This window comes from Minwuia sp. IMCC3009, assembly GCF_029909415.1.
In the GTDB taxonomy this organism is placed as follows: Bacteria; Pseudomonadota; Alphaproteobacteria; order Minwuiales; family Minwuiaceae; genus Minwuia.
In genome coordinates, this window is the sequence record NZ_CP123781.1 from 1,153,783 (window position 1) to 1,173,726 (window position 19,944).

A 19,944-nucleotide genomic window follows, 5' to 3' on the forward strand; every position below is an offset into this window, starting at 1 on the left:
CAGTTGGGTTGCGTGGAATGAGACTGGCCCCTGCAGCCGCCGCGCCCGCCTAGACGGTCGCTATCGGCGTTGCCGGGCTGCCGACTGCGCCGGGCAGGCGCAGGGGCGGTGCGGTGAGCAGGAAGCGGTTACGGTTGTTGGCGCGTAGCCAGTCGGCCAGTTCCGACAGGAACCAGAGTTCCGCCAGCGGCAGGCCCAGCTTGAACAGGCAATGGTGATGCAGCGGCAGGGCAGGGCGCGGGCCTTCCTTCGGCTGTGCAGGAATGCCTTCGACGGCGTAGTTGTCGGCGATCAGGGCGGCGACGCCTGAATCAGTGATCCAGTCGAGCAGTTTCTGGTCGCGGCCATCCAGCACGGCACAGCTGTTCTCCAGCCGCTCCTTCGTCGGCTGGCGGTTCATCGACAGGATCTCGTCGGCGAAGCCGGTGCGGAAAAGCAGCATGTCGCCCGGTTCCACGACGACGCCGTCATCCTGCATGATCTGCATCAGCCGGTCGTGGCCGACGTAGACGCGCTCCCGCCCCACATGTGCCTCCAGATCCACCAGCACCGCGCGACCCTGGATGCCATGGTAGGCGAAGTTCTCGATACCGAGGGACCTGGCGCCGAAAAGCTGCGCGTCGCTGTCCTCCCCGTCCCAGGACTTCGGGCCGACAACATGTTCACCGGCACGGAAGCCGTTGTAGTAGACCTTCTCTGCCTCCCCATCGCCGTCGGCATCGAAGAAGGATCCGACGTGGGAAAGCGCGTCCCACTGGGTGGAATACTGCAGGCAGATCGTCACCTGATCGTCGCTGACCACATCGGTGTTTTGCCCGTCGATGTTGCGCAGAGGGAAGTTGATGTAGGGCTTGTCGCCCAGGAATGTCGGCTGGCGGTGCGGCGGGTGGCGGCGTTCGTTCAGCATGTTGCCGCCGGGATAGTCGAGCGGCAGGCTGAGGCAGAAGGTCCGGCCCTCCCGCACCTCGGCTACACCCTGACGCACCTTCTCCGGCGTGATCAGGTTGATGCGGCCAAGCTGGTCATCGTCACCGAAGTTACCCCAGTTCGACCCTTCCGGCCGGTTCTTCCAGCGTGTCGTGCTCATCCGTTCTCTCCCCTGAAGCGATGGACCGAGAGACTGTCGACTGACAGTCCCTGGTCCAGAATATCGGCCGGTACCGGCTTGCCCGCGATCTGTGCGGCGGCGACGCGGCCCATGGCCGGTGAGGTCTTGATGCCATAGCCGCCCTGGCCGACCAGCCAGTAGAAACCTTCGACCGCGTCGTCGAAACCGTTCACGGGCGAATGGTCGTCCACGAAGCAGCGCAGTCCGGCCCAGCTGCTGGCCAGACGGCGGACCTGCAGGTCAGTGGCATTCTGGATGCGGTCGACGCAGATGGCGATGTCCATCTCGTCGGGCTGCGCATCGCAGGGCGCGGAGGGTGTCTCGTCGGCGGGGGAGGCGAGAATGCGCCCGGCATCAGGCTTGAAGTACCAGCCGCCGCCCAGTTCGAACGTCAGCGGCCAGCTGCTGACATCAGTGCCCGGCGCCGGGTCGAAGGTGATCGCCGTGCGCCGCTTCGGCACCAGCCCGACGGGTGCGGCCCCGGCCATCGCGGCCAGTTCGTCGCCCCAGGCTCCGGCGGCGTTGATGACGATCTCCGCCCGGAATTCGCCTGCGGTGGTCGCGATACGGAAACCATCGCCGCCGCGTTCGATGGCCGTGACAGCCGCGTCGCCGATGATTCGCCCGCCGAGGCCCCGAAAGACCCGGACGAAGCCCTGCAGCATGCCGTGCACGTCGATGTCCATGGCCAGCGGTTCGTGGACACCACCCGAAAGCTGGTCCTGACGCAGCGCCGGGCAGATTTCCCTGCAGCGCGCGGCATCGACGCGGGTCAGCACGTCCGGGCGCTGCATTTCCTCCATGAAGGCATCCAGCCGTTCCGCCTCGCCGCTGTTCGCGACCATCAGCGCGCCGCGCGGGGTCAGCAGCGGATGGTCGGCGTAGCGTTCGGCAGGGTGTTCCATGAAGTCCCGGCCGGCACGGACCAGGGCGCGAATGACATCGTTGCCATAGACTTCCGTGTACATCGCGGCGGAGCGGCCGGTGGTGTGATAGCCGGGCTGCGATTCCCGCTCCAGCACCACGATATCCGCGCCGTTGCCCGATTCCTCCGCGATCAGGCAGGCGGCCGATGCGCCCGCCATGCCGCCGCCGACAATGGCTATCCTGACGTCCGTCATTCGATGCAGCCCCCTTCCACGACAAGGGTGCATTGTCGGACGGCATCGCCTGCGTGACAATGCATCAGCGACGAGAGGCAGGAACCGGAGAGGGGCCAAGATGGCGGACGAACTGATCAGAAAGACAGCGGGCGACCTGGCTGTGGGTTACGAGAAGGGGGAGTTCAGCCCGGTCGAGGTTGCCGGCGCGGTTTTCGACCGGATCGATGCGGTCGATGGTCGGCTGAACGCCTTCCGTGTGCTCGACAGGGAGGAAGCCATGGCTGCCGCCGCGCGCTCGACCGAGCGCTGGCTGAAAGGCACGCCGCTGTCGCCGATCGACGGGGTGCCGACCAGCATCAAGGACCTGTTCGCCGTCAAGGGGATGAGCAACCGCAAGGGCTCTCTGACGACACCGGACACACCGGACCCGGAGGATGCGCCGACGGTCGCGCGCCTGCGCAATGCCGGTGCGGTGATCCTGGGCAAGACCAACACGCCGGAGTTCGGCTGGAAGGGTGTCACCGACAGCCCGGCGGAAGGCCCTACCCGCAACCCCTGGAACACGGATCGTACTCCCGGTGGTTCCTCGGGCGGTGCGTCTGCTGCCGCGGCGGCGGAGATGGGTGTGCTGCATCTAGGGACCGATGGCGGCGGTTCCATCCGCATTCCTGCGGGCTTCGCAGGGGTGTTCGGTCACAAGCCGTCGTTTGGCCGGGTGCCCTATTTTCCGCCAAGCCCGATGGGCACGCTGGCCCACGCCGGGCCGCTGACCCGGACAGTCGCGGATTCGGTGCTGATGCTGAATGTCATGATGGGGGAGGATACGCAGGACTGGTACACGCAGCCCTCCGGTCCCGTTCACCTGGCGGCCCTTTCCGGTGGCGTGAAGGGTATGAAGGTCGCCTACAGCCCGGCGCTGGGCCATGCGACTGTTGACGGGGAAGTGGCGGCCAGCGTTGCGGAGGCCGCGCGGCTGTTCGCCGAAATGGGCGCTGAGGTGGAGGAATGCGATCCGTTCACCGATGACCCCGTGGGCATCTTCAACACGCTCTGGCAGTCGGGGGCCTATGGCGCCCTGCGCGACCTGCCGCCGGACCAGCGTGCAAAGCTCGATCCCGGTCTGTCGAAGGTACTGGATGACGCCGCCGGGATCAGTCTGGGTGACTACATGGATGCACAGCGGGACCGTGCCGCCTTCAGTTCGGCGGTGAAGGTCTTCATGTCGAAATATGACCTGCTGCTGACCCCGACCCTGGCCGTGCCGGCGTTCGATGTTGACCGGCTGGTGCCGGAAGGCTGGGCGGAGGACGCGGAGAACAGCTGGGTTGCCTGGACGCCCTTCTCCTATCCCTTCAACCTGACGCAGCAGCCGGCCTGTTCGGTGCCCTGCGGCTTCACGACGGATGGTCTGCCCATCGGCCTGCAGATCGTGGGGCGCATGTTCGACGATGCGACGGTGCTGCGCGCGGCCCAGGCCTACGAGGATGCGAAACCGCTGTATCGGCACCACCGCCCGGAGCTCTGAGATGACGCCGCAGAACGCGGAGCCGCTGCTGTCCGTCCGGCAGATGTACGCCGCCGATGCCCATGCCGTGGCGCATGGCGTGTCGGGGGAGGTGCTGATGGAGGCCGCTGGACGCGGCGCCGCGCGCGCGATCACGGACCGCTGGGCTGCCATGCCCTGTGTCATCCTCTGTGGCCCGGGAAACAATGGCGGCGACGGCTATGTGATCGCCCGCCATCTGTCGGACGCGGGCTGGCCGGTACGTGTCGCGGCACTGGGCGACCAGAAAAAGCTGAAGGGTGACGCGGCGATCATGGCCCGGCGCTGGGATGGACCGGTGGAGCCGCTGCACGCGGACTGTCTGGGCGGGGCGGAACTGGTTGTCGATGCCCTGTTCGGTGCCGGTCTGACCCGTGGGCTGGACGGCATCCCCGCCGAACTGGCGGAGGCCGCGAAGGGGCGCATCGTCGTTGCCGTCGATGTGCCGAGCGGGGTGTCGGGAGACAGTGGCCTGGCCGAAGGTGCCAGCTTCGATGCCGACCTGACGGTCACGTTTCACCTGCGCAAGCCGGGACATCTGCTGATGCCGGGGCGCGCGCGCGCCGGCGAGGTGGTGGTGATCGACATCGGCATTCCCGCGACCGCCGCTGAGGAGATCGTGTCCAGGTGCTGGGTGAACGGGCCGGAACTCTGGCACCATTGCCTGCCCGTGCCGTCGGCGCAGGGCCACAAGTTCGGGCGCGGTCACGCGCTGGTGGTCGGCGGTGGCATGCTCAGCAGCGGTGCCGCGCGGCTGTCCGCCATATCCGCCTTGCGGGCCGGTGCCGGTCTGGTGACAGCCGTGCCGCCGCGCAGTGCCGCGATGGTCTACGCCAACCATCTGACGGCGGTGATGCTGCAACCGGCGGACACCCCGCAGGACTGGGCCAGGCTGCTGGACGACCCGCGTCGCAACGCGGTGCTGGTCGGGCCGGGCAACGGGGTCAATGCCCGCACACGGGCCTTCGCGCTGGCGGCTCTGGACCGGGATCGTGCAACCGTTTTCGACGCGGATGCGATCACCGTCTTCGCCGATGATCCGAAGGGACTGTTCCTGCGCATCACCGCCCCCTGCATCATGACGCCCCATGCCGGAGAGTTCGCCCGGCTGTTCACGGTCACGGGCGACAAGCTGGAGGATGCGCGTGCCGCCGCACGCCGCAGCGGTGCAACAATTGTTTCAAAGGGGCCGGATACGGTCATTGCCGCTCCGGACGGGCGTGCCGCGATCAACTGCAACGCGCCGCCGGACCTTGCGACAGCGGGCTCGGGCGACGTGCTGGCCGGCATTGCCGTCGGTCTGCTGGCGCAGGATGTATCGCCGTTCGAGGCGGCCTGCATGGCAGTGTGGCTGCATGGCGCAGCAGCGACGGTTGCAGGTCCGGGACTGATCGCAGAGGATCTGGCGCCGAGCCTGCCAGCGGTCTGGCAACAGCTGCGGCGACAGGACTGAAACGCACCGTTCGACGGTCGCACGAGCCGGAGGCCAGCACGATGAACAGACCCACCGGAAACTTCTGGTCCCGGACCCTGTCGCGATTGCGCGACTGGCGTGGCGACGCGCTGGCCGGTGTCCGGCCACTGTCCGTCAGTGCCGATCTGGCCGGTGATGATCTCGCGGTGATTTCGGCCCAGATAGGGGCCTGTCTCGAAGGTCGGGGGGGTGCCGTTTCCTCCCGTCTGCGGGCCGCGGAACTCGGCCGTGCCTATCTGAGTCTCGACAGCGAGGGGCGGCTGCGTTTCTTCCAGCTGCTGGCGGAGCGTTTCGACGTTGATGAGGCGGCGGTGGACAAGGCTGCGACCAGCCTCGGTGAAGCGGACAATGATGCGGACCGGATCAGGGCACGACGGGCGCTGCGCCGGAACCTCGTGGCACCACGGGTGGACCTGTTCCGACAGTTCAACAGTCTGGATCGCGGTGTGAAGTTCCTGGTCGACATGCGCGCCGATCTCCTGCGGCTGCTGCGTGACCATCCGGAACTGCGGGGGGTGGAGGAAGACCTGCAGGACCTGCTGCGGGCCTGGTTCGATGTCGGGTTCCTCGAAATGGCGCAGATCACCTTCAACTCCCCGGCGTCTTTGCTGGAGAAGCTGATTGCCTATGAGGCCGTGCACGAGATCCAGTCCTGGGCCGACCTGAAGAACCGGCTGGATTCCGACCGGCGATGCTTCTCCTTCATGCATCCCAACATGCCCGATGAACCGCTGATCTTTGTCGAGGTGGCACTGGTCAACGGCATCGCCGACAATGTACATGACCTGCTGGACGAGATGGCCCCCGCAACCGATCCGGAGATGGCGGACACGGCGATCTTCTATTCGATTTCCAACTGTCAGCGCGGCCTCGCCGGGGTTGGTTTCGGCGACTTCCTGATCAAGCGGGTCGTGGATCGCCTGTCCCAGCGCATGCCGAACGTGAAGACATTCGCCACGCTGTCGCCGATCCCCGGCTTCCGGAAATGGCTGGACCAGCAACTGGAGTCCGACGCGGAACTCCTGTCGGATGCGCAGGCCCGCCTGATCAAGGCAATCGCCCGCACCGGCTCCGCCAACGAGGCCTTCCGCAAGCTGATCAGCGATCCCAAGTGGCCCAACGACCATGATATCGAGGGGGCGGTGAAGGAACCCCTGATGGCGCTCTGCGCCCGCTATCTGGCAAGGGAAAAGGACAGCCGTGACCGCCCGCTTGATCCCGTGGCGCGGTTCCATCTGAACAATGGCGCGCGGATCGAACGGCTGAACTGGCTGGGCGACCGGTCCTCGTCCGGGTTGCGCCAGTCTGCGGGGATGATGGTCAACTACCTCTACAATCTGGATCACATCGAGCGGAACCACGAGGCCTATCGCGGGGAGGGCCGCATCGCCGCGGCCTCTTCCGTGACGCGACTGGCGAAGTAGGCCGGGTGGCGACGGCGCGGACGCGGATTCCCTGAAATTCAGTGTGCCTTCTGACGGCGGAAACGCTGGTGTGCGCTTGACGTGTCCCGCGCTCCCGCGTATGGCTCCGCCGCGGCGATGAAGGCATAGGCGGCAGGGGATCGGCCACGGCGCGGTACGGCTCCGCAGGCGCGTGGTTCAAGCGGGCGTGGCGGAACTGGTAGACGCGCCAGGTTTAGGTCCTGGTGACGAAAGTCTTGGGGGTTCGAGTCCCTCCGCCCGCACCATCGCTGCACTTCGGGTTGCCTGACCGGTTACCGGTTCCGGGTTGCACCGCGGGAGTGAGGAAATTTGACGCCCCGATCATTCGGACCGGGGCCGGGTACGTGGCCCGCATGACGGGCAGGCAGCACCATCGGGGTGCGGCATGGATAACAAGGGATAAGGTTTCGATGCAGATCGAACAGCTCTCGGCGGAAGGCCTGAAACGCGAGTTCAACATTGTTCTTTCCGCCGCTGAGGTCGAGGAACGGATGGGTGCAAAGCTGGGTGAGCTCGGCAAGCAGGTACAGATGAAGGGGTTCCGCCCCGGCAAGGTGCCGCCCCGGCTGATCCGTCAGCTCTATGGCAAGTCCGTCCTGGGCGAGGTGCTGGAGGAAGCGGTCAACGAAAGCAGCCAGAAGGCGCTGGAAGACAATGACCTGCGCCCGGCCGCGCAGCCGAAGATCGAGATCAAGAGCTTCGACGAAGGTGCGGACCTAGAATACACGATGGCCGTCGAAGTCATTCCGGAGTTCGAGATCACCGACCTGTCGGCGCTGGAAGTCGAGCGCCTGAAGGCCGAGGTCGACGAGGACAAGGTCACGGAAGCGCTGGAGCGTCTGGCCGCCGACCAGAAGAACTACGAGAAGATCGAGGAAGACCGCCCGGCTGCCGAAGGTGACCAGGCCCTGATCGACTTCCTGGGCAAGCTGGATGGCGAGCCGTTCGAAGGTGGCGCCGGTGAGGATGTGCCGCTGGTGCTGGGCTCCGGCCAGTTCATTCCGGGCTTCGAGGAGCAGCTGATCGGCAAGTCGGTCGGCTACGAGGGCGACATCAACGTGACCTTCCCGGCGGAGTATGGTGCCGAGCACCTGGCCGGCAAGGAAGCGGTGTTCGAGATCAAGCTGAAGGAGATCCGCACGGCAGCCGAGGCGAAGATCGACGACACGCTGGCCACCAACCTGGGTCTCGAGAACCTGGAAGCCCTGCAGCAGATCATGCGTGACCGCATTGCCGAGGAATACGGCCAGGTCGCCCGCATGCGTCTGAAGCGGACCGTGCTGGACCTGCTGGCCGACCGCCATGACTTCGGCGTGCCGGAAGGCATGGTCGAGGAGGAATACGGCCAGATCGTTCGTCAGGCCAAGGCCGATGACGGCCAGGCTGATGACAGCCAGGCCGGGGAAGCGCACGATCACGATCACGATCACGATCACGACCATGATCACGATCATGCGCATGACGAGAAGCCGGTCGACGAGGGGCTGGACGACGAGAAGAAGGCCGAATACCGCGGCATTGCCGAGCGTCGCGTGCGCCTCGGCCTGGTGCTGGCCGAGATCGGTCGCCAGAACAAGCTGGAAGTCGGCCCCGAGGAAGTGAACCGCGCCATCATGGAGCAGGCCCGCAACTTCCCCGGTCAGGAACGGATGGTGATGGAATATTACCAGAAGAACCCTGACGCGATGATGCAGCTTCGTGCGCCGCTGTTCGAGGACAAGGTCATCGATTTCATCGTCGAGATGGCGAAGGTCGAGGAGAAGGCCGTCTCCATCGAGGAGCTGACCAGGGATCCGGACGAAGAGAACGAATCGGCCTGATCGGCGATCGTTTGACGGGGAACCACCAAGGGGGCTTTGCCTTGGCGTGAATCAGCGCCATATAGGGCATCTGTCTTTTTCCCGCAGCGGCGTTCGCGACCTGCCGCTGCGGGCTTTCCAACCTTCGAGGAGCCGAGATGCAGGACCCCCGTGACGTTTACATGAACACCCTTGTCCCGATGGTCGTGGAGCAGACCAACCGGGGCGAACGGGCCTATGACATCTATTCCCGGCTGCTGAAGGAGCGGATCATCTTCATCGTCGGGCCGGTGCACGATGGCCTGTCTTCTCTGGTGACGGCGCAGCTGCTGTTTCTGGAGGCGGAGAACCCGACCAAGGAAATCTCCATCTACATCAACTCGCCGGGCGGCATCGTGACCTCCGGCCTGGCGATGTACGACACCATGCAGTACATCCGCCCGAAAGTGGCGACGCTCTGCATCGGGCAGGCCGCCTCCATGGGATCGCTGCTGCTGACGGCGGGGGAGAAGGGCATGCGTTTCAGCCTGCCGAATTCCCGCATCATGATCCATCAGCCGTCGGGCGGGTTCCAGGGGCAGGCATCGGACATCGAGATTCACGCCCGTGAGATCATCGCCCTGCGTCAGCGCCTGAACGAGATCTATGTGCATCACACCGGTCAGGACATCGAGACGGTTGAAAACTCGATGGACCGTGACAACTTCATGACACCACAGGATGCCGTGAAATATGGCCTCATCGATGAAGTGGTGGAGCACCGCGCGGTGCCGACGGATACGCCGGAAAGCTGATCGCGGGCTGTTTTCGGGGCTGTTAACCGAACCTTGATCCGTACCGGGTCAGCATTGTCGGCAGCCTTGATCACCGTCACCTGCATGCTACCTCGCCGGGGTGCAGCACTTCGGTGGGGTTGAACGGCGGACGAGCGGCTGTCTAGAATGAGGATGGCCTTGAGAAGACTGGAGCTGAAATGACCAAGCTGAGCGGCAGCGACTCGAAGAACACCCTGTATTGCTCCTTCTGCGGGAAGAGCCAGCATGAGGTGCGCAAGCTGATCGCCGGTCCCACCGTCTTCATCTGTGATGAATGCGTGGAACTCTGCATGGATATCATCCGTGAGGAGAACAAGGGATCGCTGGTTAAGACGCGGGACGGCATTCCGACCCCGCAGGAAATCTGCACGGTGCTGGATGACTACGTGATCGGCCAGTTCGTGGCCAAGCGCGTGCTGTCCGTCGCGGTCCACAATCACTACAAGCGCCTGAACCATTCCGGCAAGAACGGCGATGTCGAGCTGGCGAAGTCGAACATCCTGCTGATGGGGCCGACGGGCTGCGGCAAGACGCTGCTGGCCCAGACGCTGGCCCGGATCCTGGACGTGCCCTTCACCATGGCCGACGCCACCACGCTGACGGAAGCGGGCTATGTCGGCGAGGATGTGGAGAACATCATCCTGAAGCTGCTGCAGTCTGCCGACTACAATGTCGAGCGGGCGCAGCGCGGCATCGTCTATATCGACGAGGTCGACAAGATCAGCCGGAAGTCAGACAACCCGTCCATCACCCGCGACGTTTCGGGCGAGGGTGTGCAGCAGGCGCTGCTGAAGATCATGGAAGGCACGGTCGCCAGCGTTCCGCCGCAGGGTGGACGCAAGCACCCGCAGCAGGAATTCCTGCAGGTCGACACGACCAACATCCTGTTCATCTGTGGCGGTGCCTTTGCCGGTCTCGACAAGATCATCTCCGCCCGCGGGCAGGGCACGTCCATCGGCTTTGGCGCCGATGTGCGCAGCCCCGATGACCGCAAGACGGGTGAAGTGCTGGCCGAGGTGGAACCCGAGGATTTGCTGAAGTTCGGCCTGATCCCGGAATTCGTCGGACGTCTGCCGGTTCTGGCCACCCTGAGTGACCTCGACACCGAAGCGCTGGTCGAGATCCTGACGAAGCCGAAGAATGCGCTGGTGAAGCAGTACGAGAAGCTCTTCGAGATGGAGAGTGTCGGCCTGACCTTTACCGAGGATGCCCTGACCGGCATCGCCAAGAAGGCGATTGCCCGCAAGACGGGTGCGCGTGGACTGCGATCGATTCTGGAGAATATCCTGCTCGATTCGATGTACGACCTGCCGTCCATGGATGGGGTCGAACAGGTTGTCGTCAACGGCGAGGTTGTGGAGGGTCGGGCCAAACCCCTGAAACTCTACGCGGATCGCGCCGGAGAGATGGACAACAGCGCCTGATCCGGGTCTGCCATTCGCACTGCGCGCGCGTGCAGTGCTTGAAGCATGAAACCAATTGCATAGATGATGACGCAGGGACCGCCGCTCCGGTGAGGGCGGTGCGGCCCGCGCGTAAAGGAGAATTGTGTGTCTGACGCAGAGAACATCGTGACGCTGCCGGTCCTTCCGCTCCGTGACATTGTCGTATTCCCGAACATGATCGTGCCGCTGTTTGTCGGTCGCGACCGCTCCGTCCGTGCCCTTGAGGCCGTCATGCAGGGGTCCAAGGAGATCCTGCTGGTGGCGCAGAAGGATGCGACCGTCGATGACCCGGGGGAGCGTGACATCTATCGCTACGGCGCGATTTCCACGGTCCTGCAATTGCTGAAGCTGCCTGATGGCACCGTGAAGGTTCTGGTCGAGGGCCGCCGTCGCGCGGAACTGACCGACTTCATCGAGAATCCGGAATATTTCGAGGCGACCGCCCGCACCCTGACCGAGGACGAGGGCGGCGCCGACACCGTGTCGGCCCTGGGCCGCACGGTGCTGGATCAGTTCGAGCAGTATGTGAAGGTCTCGCGCAAGGTTCCGAACGAGGTGCTGGCAACCGTCCAGCAGATCGAGGAATCCAGCAAGCTGGCCGATACGGTGGCGCAGCACCTGCAGCTGAAGCTGGCCGACAAGCAGGTCCTGCTGGAAACCCTTTCGGTTGCGGAGCGTCTGGAGAAGATCAGCGGCCTGATGGAAGGCGAGCTGGGGGTGATCCAGGTCGAGAAGAAGATCCGTGGCCGCGTGAAGCGCCAGATGGAGAAGACCCAGCGCGAGTATTACCTGAACGAGCAGATGAAGGCGATCCAGCGGGAGCTGGGCGAGGGCGATGACGGCGGCGACGAGCTGTCGGAACTGGAGCAGCGGATCGAGGAGACCAAGCTGTCCAAGGAAGCCCGCGAGAAGGCCGATCAGGAGATGAAGAAGCTGCGGGCGATGAGCCCGATGTCAGCCGAGGCCACGGTCGTGCGGAACTATCTCGACTGGCTGCTCTCGATTCCGTGGGGCAAGAAGTCCCGCGTGAAGCGCGACGTGAATGCCGCCGAGATCGTGCTCAACAACGATCACTACGGTCTGGAGAAGGTCAAGGAACGCATCCTGGAATATCTCTCGGTGCAGCAGCGCGCCAAGAAGCTGAAGGGTCCGATCCTGTGCCTCGTCGGTCCGCCGGGTGTCGGCAAGACCTCGCTCGGCAAGTCGATTGCCCGGGCGACGGGCCGGAACTTCGTGCGGCTGTCGCTGGGCGGCGTCCGTGACGAGGCGGAGGTGCGCGGTCATCGTCGTACCTACATCGGTTCCATGCCCGGCAAGATCGTGCAGTCGATGAAGAAGGCGAAGACGTCCAACCCGCTGTTCCTGCTGGATGAGGTCGACAAGCTGGGCGCCGATTTCCGCGGCGATCCCTCTTCGGCCCTGCTGGAGGTGCTGGATCCGGAACAGAACCACACCTTCGCGGACCATTATCTGGAGGTCGACTACGACCTGTCGGACGTGATGTTCATCTGTACCGCCAACACGCTGCGGATGCCGCAGCCGCTGCTGGACCGCATGGAGGTCATTCGCCTCTCCGGCTACACCGAGGACGAGAAGCTGGAGATCGCGAAGCGGCACCTGCTGCCGAAGCAGATCAAGGACCATGGCCTGCGCAAGGGCGAATGGGATATCACCGACAACGCGATCCGCGACGTCATCCGCTATTACACGCGTGAGGCCGGGGTGCGTAACCTGGAACGCGAGATGGCGAAGCTTGCCCGCAAGTCGGTCAAGGCCATCGTCACGGGTGAGGCGAAGACGGTGAAGATCACCAGCCGCAATCTCGACAAGTATGCCGGCACCCGCCGCTTCCGCTTCGGCGAGATCGAGGAAACGGACATGGTCGGTGTGACCACCGGTCTGGCCTGGACCGAAGTCGGTGGCGAACTGCTGTCGATCGAGGCGGTGATGCTGCCCGGCAAGGGCCGCATGACCATCACCGGCAAGCTTGGCGAGGTGATGCAGGAATCGATTCAGGCGGCACGCTCGCTCGTCCGGTCCCGCGCCCTTGGCTTCGGTGTCATTCCACCGACCTTCGACAAGAAGGACATCCACATCCACGTGCCGGAGGGGGCGACGCCGAAGGACGGCCCGTCCGCCGGTATCGCCATGGTGACGTCCATTGTCTCGGTTCTGACGAACGTGCCGGTACGGCGCGACATCGCCATGACCGGGGAGGTGACCCTGCGTGGTCGCGTGCTGCCCATCGGCGGCCTGAAGGAAAAGCTGCTGGCGGCACACCGTGCCGGTATCAAGACCGTGCTGATCCCGAAGGACAACGAGAAGGATCTGGACGATATTCCGGCCAACGTGAAGAAGGACATGGAGATCGTTCCTGTCGGGACCATTGACGATGTGCTGCCACGTGCGCTGACCGAGCCGCTGAGCGCGGTGGAGTGGGATGAGGCCGCCTACGAGGCCGAGCAGCTTGCCGCCCGCCGTGGTGATCCGGATCGGGAAGGTGTCGTCACCCACTGATTCGATGATCGGGCAGCCTGGCATGCAGGCTTGACAGCAACGCGTGCCGTTGCCGCGTCACTGAAATGCAACGTTAAGTGCATGATTTGCAAAGGCGGAGAATCCTTGGGATTTCTCCGCCTTTCCCTTTGACGGGCCAAGGGTCGCCGCCTATTCTTGCCGCGGAATCACGACCTGACCGGCAATTGATGAAGGGGACGCCTTGTGAACAAGAATGAGCTGGTAGCAGCAGTCGCGGAAGCGACGGAACTCTCGAAGCGCGATGCGGGCAACGCAGTTGACGCAACGCTGGCAGCAATCGAAGGCGCGATGGCGAAGGGCGACGAAGTTCGTCTGGTCGGCTTCGGCACCTTCCTGGTCGCCAAGCGGGCCGCCTCCAAGGGCCGTAACCCGCAGACCGGTGCCGAGATCGATATTCCGGCTTCCAACCAGCCGAAGTTCAAGGCTGGCAAGGCTCTGAAGGACGCGGTCAACTGATCCTGTCCTGATTGACGACGAAGGCGCGCCGACCCTTTCCCTTGTCTGGTGAAAGTGGTCGGCGTTGTCTTTCCGGGGCCGTTGGCCCGGAACCCGGCGATTGCTTGCCGGAGCGCGATACCCTCTCCCGGGGGATTGAAGCGTCCTGCAGGGTGAATTGAGGGGCGGTTAGCTCAGCTGGTAGAGCATCTCGTTTACACCGAGAGGGGCGGCAGTTCGAACCTGTCACCGCCCACCACCACATCCTGCACCTGATAATGCCTCAAGCCGCTGAATATTGCGGTTTTGTGGGTCGCGGCGGCTTGCCCCGACCGTCTTCACAGGGTAATAAATCCCTGTAACAGAACAAGATTCACAGCCCCGTGCGGCCCGCCAGTCGGGCATCGTCGAAACACCAACCCGATCAAGGGTGTGGACACGCTCCGGGCGATCCTGAGGACCTATTTCTTGGCAACCGAACAGGGCACTCCTCCGCCGGAATTTCCGTCGGACATTTCCGGAATCACGATCGAGGAGGAGATGCGCCGCTCCTACCTCGACTATGCGATGAGCGTCATCGTCTCCCGCGCGCTGCCTGATGCGCGGGACGGTCTGAAGCCGGTCCACCGGCGCATCCTGCATTCGATGAACGAGAACGGATTCACCTCCGACAAGGCCTACCGCAAGTCCGCCCGCGTGGTCGGTGAGGTCATGGGCCGCTATCACCCGCACGGTGACCAGGCGATCTATGACGCGATGGTGCGCATGGCGCAGGATTTTTCCATGCGTCTGCCGCTTCTGGACGGCCAGGGCAACTTCGGCTCCATGGACAACGACCCGCCTGCGGCCATGCGGTACACGGAAATTCGCCTGGACAAGGCGGGGGAGGCGATGCTGCAGGATATCGACCTGGATACGGTCGATTACCAGGACAATTATGACGGCACGACCAAGGAACCCATCGTGCTGCCGTCGCGCATTCCCAATCTGCTGGTCAATGGTGCGGGCGGTATCGCCGTCGGCATGGCCACCAATATTCCGCCGCACAATCTGGGTGAGGTCATCGACGCCTGTCTGGCGTTCGCGGAGAATCCGGCGCTGACCGCCGAGGAACTGATGGAGTTCGTGCAGGCGCCGGACTTTCCCACCGGCGGCCAGATCCTGGGCCGTGCAGGCAGCCGCGCCGCGCTGACCGAGGGGCGGGGTTCCGTCATCATGCGCGGCCGCAGCACGGTCGAGGAGATCCGCAAGGACCGCGAGGCGATCATCGTCACCGAGATTCCCTATCAGGTGAACAAGGCGGCGATGATCCAGAAGATCTCCGAAGCGGTGAAGGCCAAGCGGGTCGAGGGAATTTCGGAACTGCGCGACGAGTCGGATCGCGACGGCGTACGGGTCGTCATCGAACTGCGCCGCGATGCGATCCCCGAGGTGGTGCTGAACCAGCTCTACCGCTACACCCCGCTGCAGACGAGTTTCCCGGTGAACAGCCTGGCGCTGCTGGCCGGGCGTCCCGAAGTCTTGAACCTGCGGGACATGATCGAGGCATTTGTCCGGTTCCGCGAAGTGGTCATTGCCCGTCGGACCCGTCATCTGCTGGGCAAGGCACGTGACCGTGCCCATGTACTGGTCGGTCTGGCCATCGCGGTGGCGAACATCGACGAGATGATCCGCATCATCCGCGCCGCGCCGGATCCGGCATCCGCACGCGATGAACTGATGGACCGCGTCTGGCCGGCGGAGAATGTCCGTGCGCTGATCGAACTGATCGACGATCCGACCCACAAGGTCATCGACGGCAAGTATCGTCTGTCGGAAACCCAGGCCCGCGCCATTCTGGACCTGCGGCTGAACCGCCTGACCGCGCTGGGCCAGGACGAGATCGGGGACGAACTGAAGGGACTGGGCGAGAAGATCGCCGACTATCTGGACATCCTCTCCAGCCGGGCGCGTCTGATGGACATCCTGCGGGAGGAACTGGCGGACGTGCGCGAACGCTTCGCCACGCCGCGCCGGACCGAGATCCTGGATATCGAGTTCGAACATGACGAGGAAGACCTGATCCAGCGTGAGGACATGGTCGTGACCGTCAGCCACAAGGGCTACATCAAGCGGGTGCCGCTTTCGACCTACCGGGTGCAGCGCCGTGGCGGCAAGGGCCGTTCCGGCATGGCCACGCGGGACGAGGATTTCGTCACCAAGGTGCATGTGGTGAACACCCATACGCCGGTGCTGTTCTTCTCCTCCGCCGGCAAGGTCTACAAGATGAAGACCTATCGCATTCCGCTGGCGCAGCCGAACGGTCGGGGGCGGCCGATGCAGAACCTGCTGCCGCTGGAGCCGGGGGAGGTGATCCAGACCCTGCTGCCGCTGCCGGAGGATGAGGCGGACTGGGAGAACCATCAGGTCATGTTCGCGACCCGCAGCGGCAACGTGCGGCGCAACCTGCTGTCCGATTTCTCCAACGTGAAGTCCAACGGCAAGATCGCCATGCGGCTGGACGAGGATGATGCGCTGGTCAATGTCCGCCTGTGCGGGGAGGAGGATGACATCCTGCTCGCCGTCGGCAGCGGCAAGTGCATCCGCTTCCGCGCCAGTGATGTGCGGGTCTTCAAGGGGCGCGACTCCACCGGTGTCCGGGGCATCCGCCTGGTCGATGATGCCCAGGTCATTTCCATGAGCGTGCTGCGCCATGTCGATGGCACGCCTGCGGAATTCCGCGCCTATCTGAAGCACCAGAGCATGATCCGCCGGGGTGAACAGGCGGACGTCGATGGTGAGACGCCGGAGCCGCAGGACGAGGACAACGGTGACGAGGGCGAGGTTTCGCTGAGCTCGGAACGGATTGCCGAACTGGGCGCCGCGGAACAGTTGCTGATCTCCATTACCGAGAACGGGTTCGGCAAGCGTACCTCCGCCTATGAATATCGCGTCACCGGACGTGGCGGGCAGGGCATCGTCAATATCGTCACCAGTGGACGCAACGGACGCGTCGTTGCATCGGGTCCGGTGGAAGACACCGACCACATGATGCTGATGACGAATGGCGGCAAGCTGATCCGTATCCGGGTTGACGAAGTACGCCTGGCTGGGCGCAATACGCAGGGTGTGCGTCTGTTCGATGTCGGCAACAAGGAACAGGTCGTCTCCGTCACCCGCCTTTCGGAGGCGGAGAATGAAGGCGAGGAAGACGAGGACGAGAACGACGGCGGAAGTGAGGGGCAGGTGGAGACCTGATACCGGATCGCCGTCACCAATCTCTGAAGGGGAGAGCAGAGTTGAGTGAACGTGAAATCGTCGGATTGTATCCCGGCACCTTCGACCCGATCCATCTGGGTCATTTCGACATCATCCGCCGTGCCGCGCGGCTGGTGGACCGCCTGGTCATCGGCGTCGCCATCAATGCCGGCAAGGGACCGCTGTTCTCTCTGGAGGAGCGGGTGCAGATGGTCGAGCACGAGGTGAGGGAGTTCGACGGCCAGGTCGAGGTCCGTCCGTTCGAGGGGCTGCTGATGCACTTCGCCGAGGAACTCGGTGCCCGTGCCATCGTGCGCGGCCTGCGCGCGGTGTCCGACTTCGAGTACGAGATGCAGATGGTCGGCATGAACCTGCGCCTGAATTCGAACGTGGAGACCATCTTCCTGATGGCGTCCGACAGCCACCAGTTCATTGCCTCCAAGCTGGTGAAGGAGATCGCGATGCTGGATGGCAATGCGAAACCCTTCGTCTCCGCCCATGTCGCGGGCCTGCTGGAAGCCAAGGTCGCCGCGCGGAAGAAGTGAGGGTCGATCTCTTCGATTTCGACCTGCCGCCGGAGCGGATCGCGCTTCGGCCCGCCGAGCCCAGAACCGCCGCGCGCCTGCTCGAGGTGACGGCGGACGGCGTCGCGCACGCCACCATTGCCGACCTGCCGGACCTGCTGCGCCCGGGTGACCATCTTGTGGTGAACGACACGCGGGTCATTCGCGCGCGCCTGCGGGGCCAGCGTGGCCAGGCACGGGTGGAGATCATGCTGCACATGAATCTCGGGCCCGACTGCTGGGCCGCCTTTGCCCGGCCGGCGAAGCGGCTGCGCGTCGGTGACCGGGTGCTCTTTGCCGATGAATTCTCCGCCGAGGTGCTGGAGAAGCGGGACGCGGGGGAGGTCGTGCTGCGCTTCGACCGCCAGGACGCCGACCTCATGGCTGCCATCGACCATGTCGGTGAGCTGCCGCTGCCGCCCTATGTGGCCTCGCGCCGGGCCGTCGATGACCGCGATACGGCGGACTATCAGACCATCATGGCCGACCGCCCCGGTGCCGTCGCTGCCCCCACGGCGGGCCTGCATTTCACCGACGGGCTGTTCGCGGAGCTGTCGGCGCGGGGCATCGACAGCACGCGCGTGACGCTGCATGTGGGGGCGGGCACCTTTCTGCCGGTGAAGGCTGATGACACCACCGAGCACCGGATGCATGCGGAAGTGGGGGAGATCACGGCGGAGGCCGCGGCCCGGATCAATGAAGCGCGCGCGGCGGGGGGGCGGATCGTGTCGGTCGGTACCACGTCGCTCCGCCTGCTGGAGAGCGCGGCGGACGAGGACGGGACCATCCGGCCCTATCATGCGGCGACGGATATCTTTATCACGCCCGGATATGCCTTCCGCGCCGTGGACATGCTGATGACCAATTTCCACCTGCCCCGCTCGACCCTGTTCATGCTCGTCTCCGCCTTTACCGGTCTGGAGCGGATGCAGGCCGCCTATGCCACCGCGATCGCGGAGGGCTATCGCTTCTATTCCTACGGCGACGCGACCCTGCTGCACCGGGTGTCGGCATGAACGCGCCGACCTTCGGTATGGACGTGCAGGCGACCGACGGCATGGCCCGCGCCGGGGTGCTGCAGACCGCCCATGGCCCGATCCAGACCCCGGTCTTCATGCCGGTCGGCACGGCAGGTACGGTCAAGGCGATGACCCCCGCCGCCGTGAAGCAGACCGGCGCCACGATCATTCTCGGCAATACCTATCACCTGATGCTGCGGCCCGGGTCGGAGCTGGTGCAGGAAATGGGCGGGCTGCACCGTTTCATGAACTGGCCGGGACCGATCCTGACCGATTCTGGCGGGTTCCAGGTCATGTCGCTGGCGGGGCTGAGAAAAATCGACGCCGACGGGGTGACATTCCGCAGCCACGTCGATGGTGCGCATGTGCGTCTGACCCCGGAAAGCTCGACCCTGATCCAGGACCAGCTCGACGCCACCATCACCATGGCCTTCGACGAATGCACGCCCTGGCCGGCGACGGAGCAGCAGGCGCGGGAATCGATGGAACTGTCGATGCGCTGGGCGGAACGCTGCCGCACCGCCTTCCGCGCCCGGCCCGGCTATGGCCAGTTCGGCATCGTGCAGGGCGGCACCTTCGAGACCCTGCGGCTGCAGTCCGCCAGCACCCTGACCGACATCGGCTTCGACGGCTATGCCGTGGGCGGGCTGGCGGTGGGGGAGGGGCAGGAGGAGATGTTCCGCACCCTCGATTTCACCACCCCCGCCCTGCCGCATGACCGCCCGCGTTACCTGATGGGCGTCGGCAAGCCCGACGATCTGGTCGGCGCGGTGCAGCGCGGCGTGGACATGTTCGATTGCGTCGCCCCCACCCGGTCGGGGCGCAACGGTCAGGCCTTTACCCGGCGCGGCACCGTGAATCTGCGCAACAGCCGCCACCGCAGCGATCCGCGCCCGCTGGACGAGGAATGTCCCTGTCCCGCCTGCCAGGACCACAGCCGTGCCTATCTGCACCATCTGATCAAGGCGAAGGAGATCCTCGCCGCCATGCTGCTGACCTGGCACAACCTGACCTACTATCAGACCCTGATGCAGCAGATGCGCACCGCGATCCTGGCTGGCCGCATGGACAACATGGCAGCCGCCTTCTCCGAGGAACAGGCCATGGGCGACATACCGCCAAGGGACTGAGGACAGGCCCCGACCCGCAGTCGCCGGATGACGCCACGGCAGCGCCCGGACAGTCTTGACCCCGCTCCCCACCCCGCCTATCGTCCGCCCGCCGCGACACCGGAGCCCCCTCCGGTCCCTCCCGCACACCCCATGGGGGCCCTTAGCTCAGCCGGTAGAGCAACTGACTTTTAATCAGTAGGTCGTTGGTTCGAACCCAACAGGGCTCACCATTCTTTTCAAAGGGTTAAGAGAGATTTCGAAGTGCAGATGAATTTTCCGGAAGCATATCGGAAGCAGTTGGGAACATT

General features: G+C 64.6%; 14 protein-coding genes and 3 tRNA genes. 15 read left to right on the top strand and 2 right to left on the bottom strand.

Annotated elements, in window-relative coordinates:
* Positions 1 to 49: 49 nt before the first annotated feature.
* Together QGV55_RS05455 and QGV55_RS05460 are read right to left on the bottom strand one after the other, a co-directional pair.
* The gene (locus tag QGV55_RS05455) at positions 50 to 1,087 is read right to left on the bottom strand and encodes a cyclase family protein (RefSeq protein WP_281017860.1); all 1,038 of its coding nucleotides are present in this window, start codon (positions 1,085 to 1,087) and stop codon (positions 50 to 52) included.
* Positions 1,084 to 2,229, bottom strand: coding sequence for an FAD-dependent oxidoreductase (locus tag QGV55_RS05460; protein ID WP_281017859.1), 1,146 nt, complete (start codon positions 2,227 to 2,229; stop codon positions 1,084 to 1,086). The genes QGV55_RS05455 and QGV55_RS05460 overlap by 4 nt, the downstream gene beginning before the upstream one ends.
* A gap of 100 nt (positions 2,230 to 2,329) precedes the next feature.
* Between QGV55_RS05460 and QGV55_RS05465 the strand changes: the two genes are divergently transcribed.
* The 15 genes from QGV55_RS05465 (at position 2,330) to QGV55_RS05535 (ending at position 19,866) form a co-directional block, all read left to right on the top strand.
* A complete protein-coding gene (locus tag QGV55_RS05465) occupies positions 2,330 to 3,736 on the top strand; it encodes an amidase (RefSeq protein WP_281017858.1) in 1,407 nt (468 codons plus the stop codon).
* A 1-nt stretch (position 3,737) separates the two neighbouring features.
* On the top strand, positions 3,738 to 5,207 hold the full coding sequence (locus QGV55_RS05470) for an NAD(P)H-hydrate dehydratase (protein WP_281017857.1): 1,470 nt from the start codon (positions 3,738 to 3,740) through the stop codon (positions 5,205 to 5,207).
* 41 nt (positions 5,208 to 5,248) lie between these two features.
* Entirely contained in the window at positions 5,249 to 6,652 is a 1,404-nt protein-coding gene (locus tag QGV55_RS05475; RefSeq protein WP_281017856.1) for a malonyl-CoA decarboxylase, read from the top strand.
* 181 nt (positions 6,653 to 6,833) lie between these two features.
* Positions 6,834 to 6,918: transfer RNA gene (locus QGV55_RS05480), tRNA-Leu, on the top strand.
* A 165-nt stretch (positions 6,919 to 7,083) separates the two neighbouring features.
* Entirely contained in the window at positions 7,084 to 8,493 is a 1,410-nt protein-coding gene (tig, locus tag QGV55_RS05485; protein ID WP_281017855.1) for a trigger factor, read from the top strand.
* A gap of 137 nt (positions 8,494 to 8,630) precedes the next feature.
* Positions 8,631 to 9,266: an ATP-dependent Clp endopeptidase proteolytic subunit ClpP gene (clpP, locus tag QGV55_RS05490; protein ID WP_348637630.1), complete on the top strand. Its 636-nt coding sequence runs from the start codon at positions 8,631 to 8,633 to the stop codon at positions 9,264 to 9,266.
* Between the two features lie 179 nt (positions 9,267 to 9,445).
* On the top strand, positions 9,446 to 10,711 hold the full coding sequence (gene clpX, locus QGV55_RS05495) for an ATP-dependent Clp protease ATP-binding subunit ClpX (protein WP_281017852.1): 1,266 nt from the start codon (positions 9,446 to 9,448) through the stop codon (positions 10,709 to 10,711).
* Between the two features lie 126 nt (positions 10,712 to 10,837).
* Positions 10,838 to 13,249 carry an endopeptidase La gene (gene lon / locus QGV55_RS05500; protein WP_281017851.1) on the top strand — a complete coding sequence of 804 codons (2,412 nt, stop codon included), beginning with the start codon at positions 10,838 to 10,840 and terminating at the stop codon, positions 13,247 to 13,249.
* Between the two features lie 204 nt (positions 13,250 to 13,453).
* The gene (locus tag QGV55_RS05505; protein WP_281017850.1) at positions 13,454 to 13,726 is read left to right on the top strand and encodes an HU family DNA-binding protein; all 273 of its coding nucleotides are present in this window, start codon (positions 13,454 to 13,456) and stop codon (positions 13,724 to 13,726) included.
* A 162-nt stretch (positions 13,727 to 13,888) separates the two neighbouring features.
* A tRNA-Val gene (locus tag QGV55_RS05510) sits at positions 13,889 to 13,964 on the top strand.
* 209 nt (positions 13,965 to 14,173) lie between these two features.
* Complete coding sequence (gene gyrA / locus QGV55_RS05515; protein ID WP_281017849.1) at positions 14,174 to 16,942, top strand: DNA gyrase subunit A; 2,769 nt, start codon at positions 14,174 to 14,176, stop codon at positions 16,940 to 16,942.
* Positions 16,943 to 16,983: 41 nt separating this feature from the next.
* On the top strand, positions 16,984 to 17,487 hold the full coding sequence (coaD, locus tag QGV55_RS05520; RefSeq protein ID WP_281017848.1) for a pantetheine-phosphate adenylyltransferase: 504 nt from the start codon (positions 16,984 to 16,986) through the stop codon (positions 17,485 to 17,487).
* On the top strand, positions 17,484 to 18,521 hold the full coding sequence (queA, locus tag QGV55_RS05525) for a tRNA preQ1(34) S-adenosylmethionine ribosyltransferase-isomerase QueA (RefSeq protein WP_281017847.1): 1,038 nt from the start codon (positions 17,484 to 17,486) through the stop codon (positions 18,519 to 18,521). Before coaD ends, queA begins: the two co-directional genes overlap by 4 nt.
* A complete protein-coding gene (gene tgt / locus QGV55_RS05530) occupies positions 18,518 to 19,654 on the top strand; it encodes a tRNA guanosine(34) transglycosylase Tgt (RefSeq protein WP_281017846.1) in 1,137 nt (378 codons plus the stop codon). Before queA ends, tgt begins: the two co-directional genes overlap by 4 nt.
* A gap of 136 nt (positions 19,655 to 19,790) precedes the next feature.
* Positions 19,791 to 19,866: transfer RNA gene (locus QGV55_RS05535), tRNA-Lys, on the top strand.
* Positions 19,867 to 19,944 lie beyond the last annotated feature (78 nt).

What these genes read in the sequence shown, in the direction of transcription:
- QGV55_RS05455 (WP_281017860.1), bottom strand. Translation starts at nt 1,087, where the DNA reads ATGAGCACGACACGCTGGAAGAACCGGCCGGAAGGGTCGAACTGGGGT.
- QGV55_RS05460 (WP_281017859.1), bottom strand. Translation starts at nt 2,229, where the DNA reads ATGACGGACGTCAGGATAGCCATTGTCGGCGGCGGCATGGCGGGCGCA.
- QGV55_RS05465 (WP_281017858.1), top strand. Translation starts at nt 2,330, where the DNA reads ATGGCGGACGAACTGATCAGAAAGACAGCGGGCGACCTGGCTGTGGGT.
- QGV55_RS05470 (WP_281017857.1), top strand. Translation starts at nt 3,738, where the DNA reads ATGACGCCGCAGAACGCGGAGCCGCTGCTGTCCGTCCGGCAGATGTAC.
- QGV55_RS05475 (WP_281017856.1), top strand. Translation starts at nt 5,249, where the DNA reads ATGAACAGACCCACCGGAAACTTCTGGTCCCGGACCCTGTCGCGATTG.
- tig (WP_281017855.1), top strand. Translation starts at nt 7,084, where the DNA reads ATGCAGATCGAACAGCTCTCGGCGGAAGGCCTGAAACGCGAGTTCAAC.
- clpP (WP_348637630.1), top strand. Translation starts at nt 8,631, where the DNA reads ATGCAGGACCCCCGTGACGTTTACATGAACACCCTTGTCCCGATGGTC.
- clpX (WP_281017852.1), top strand. Translation starts at nt 9,446, where the DNA reads ATGACCAAGCTGAGCGGCAGCGACTCGAAGAACACCCTGTATTGCTCC.
- tgt (WP_281017846.1), top strand. Translation starts at nt 18,518, where the DNA reads ATGAACGCGCCGACCTTCGGTATGGACGTGCAGGCGACCGACGGCATG.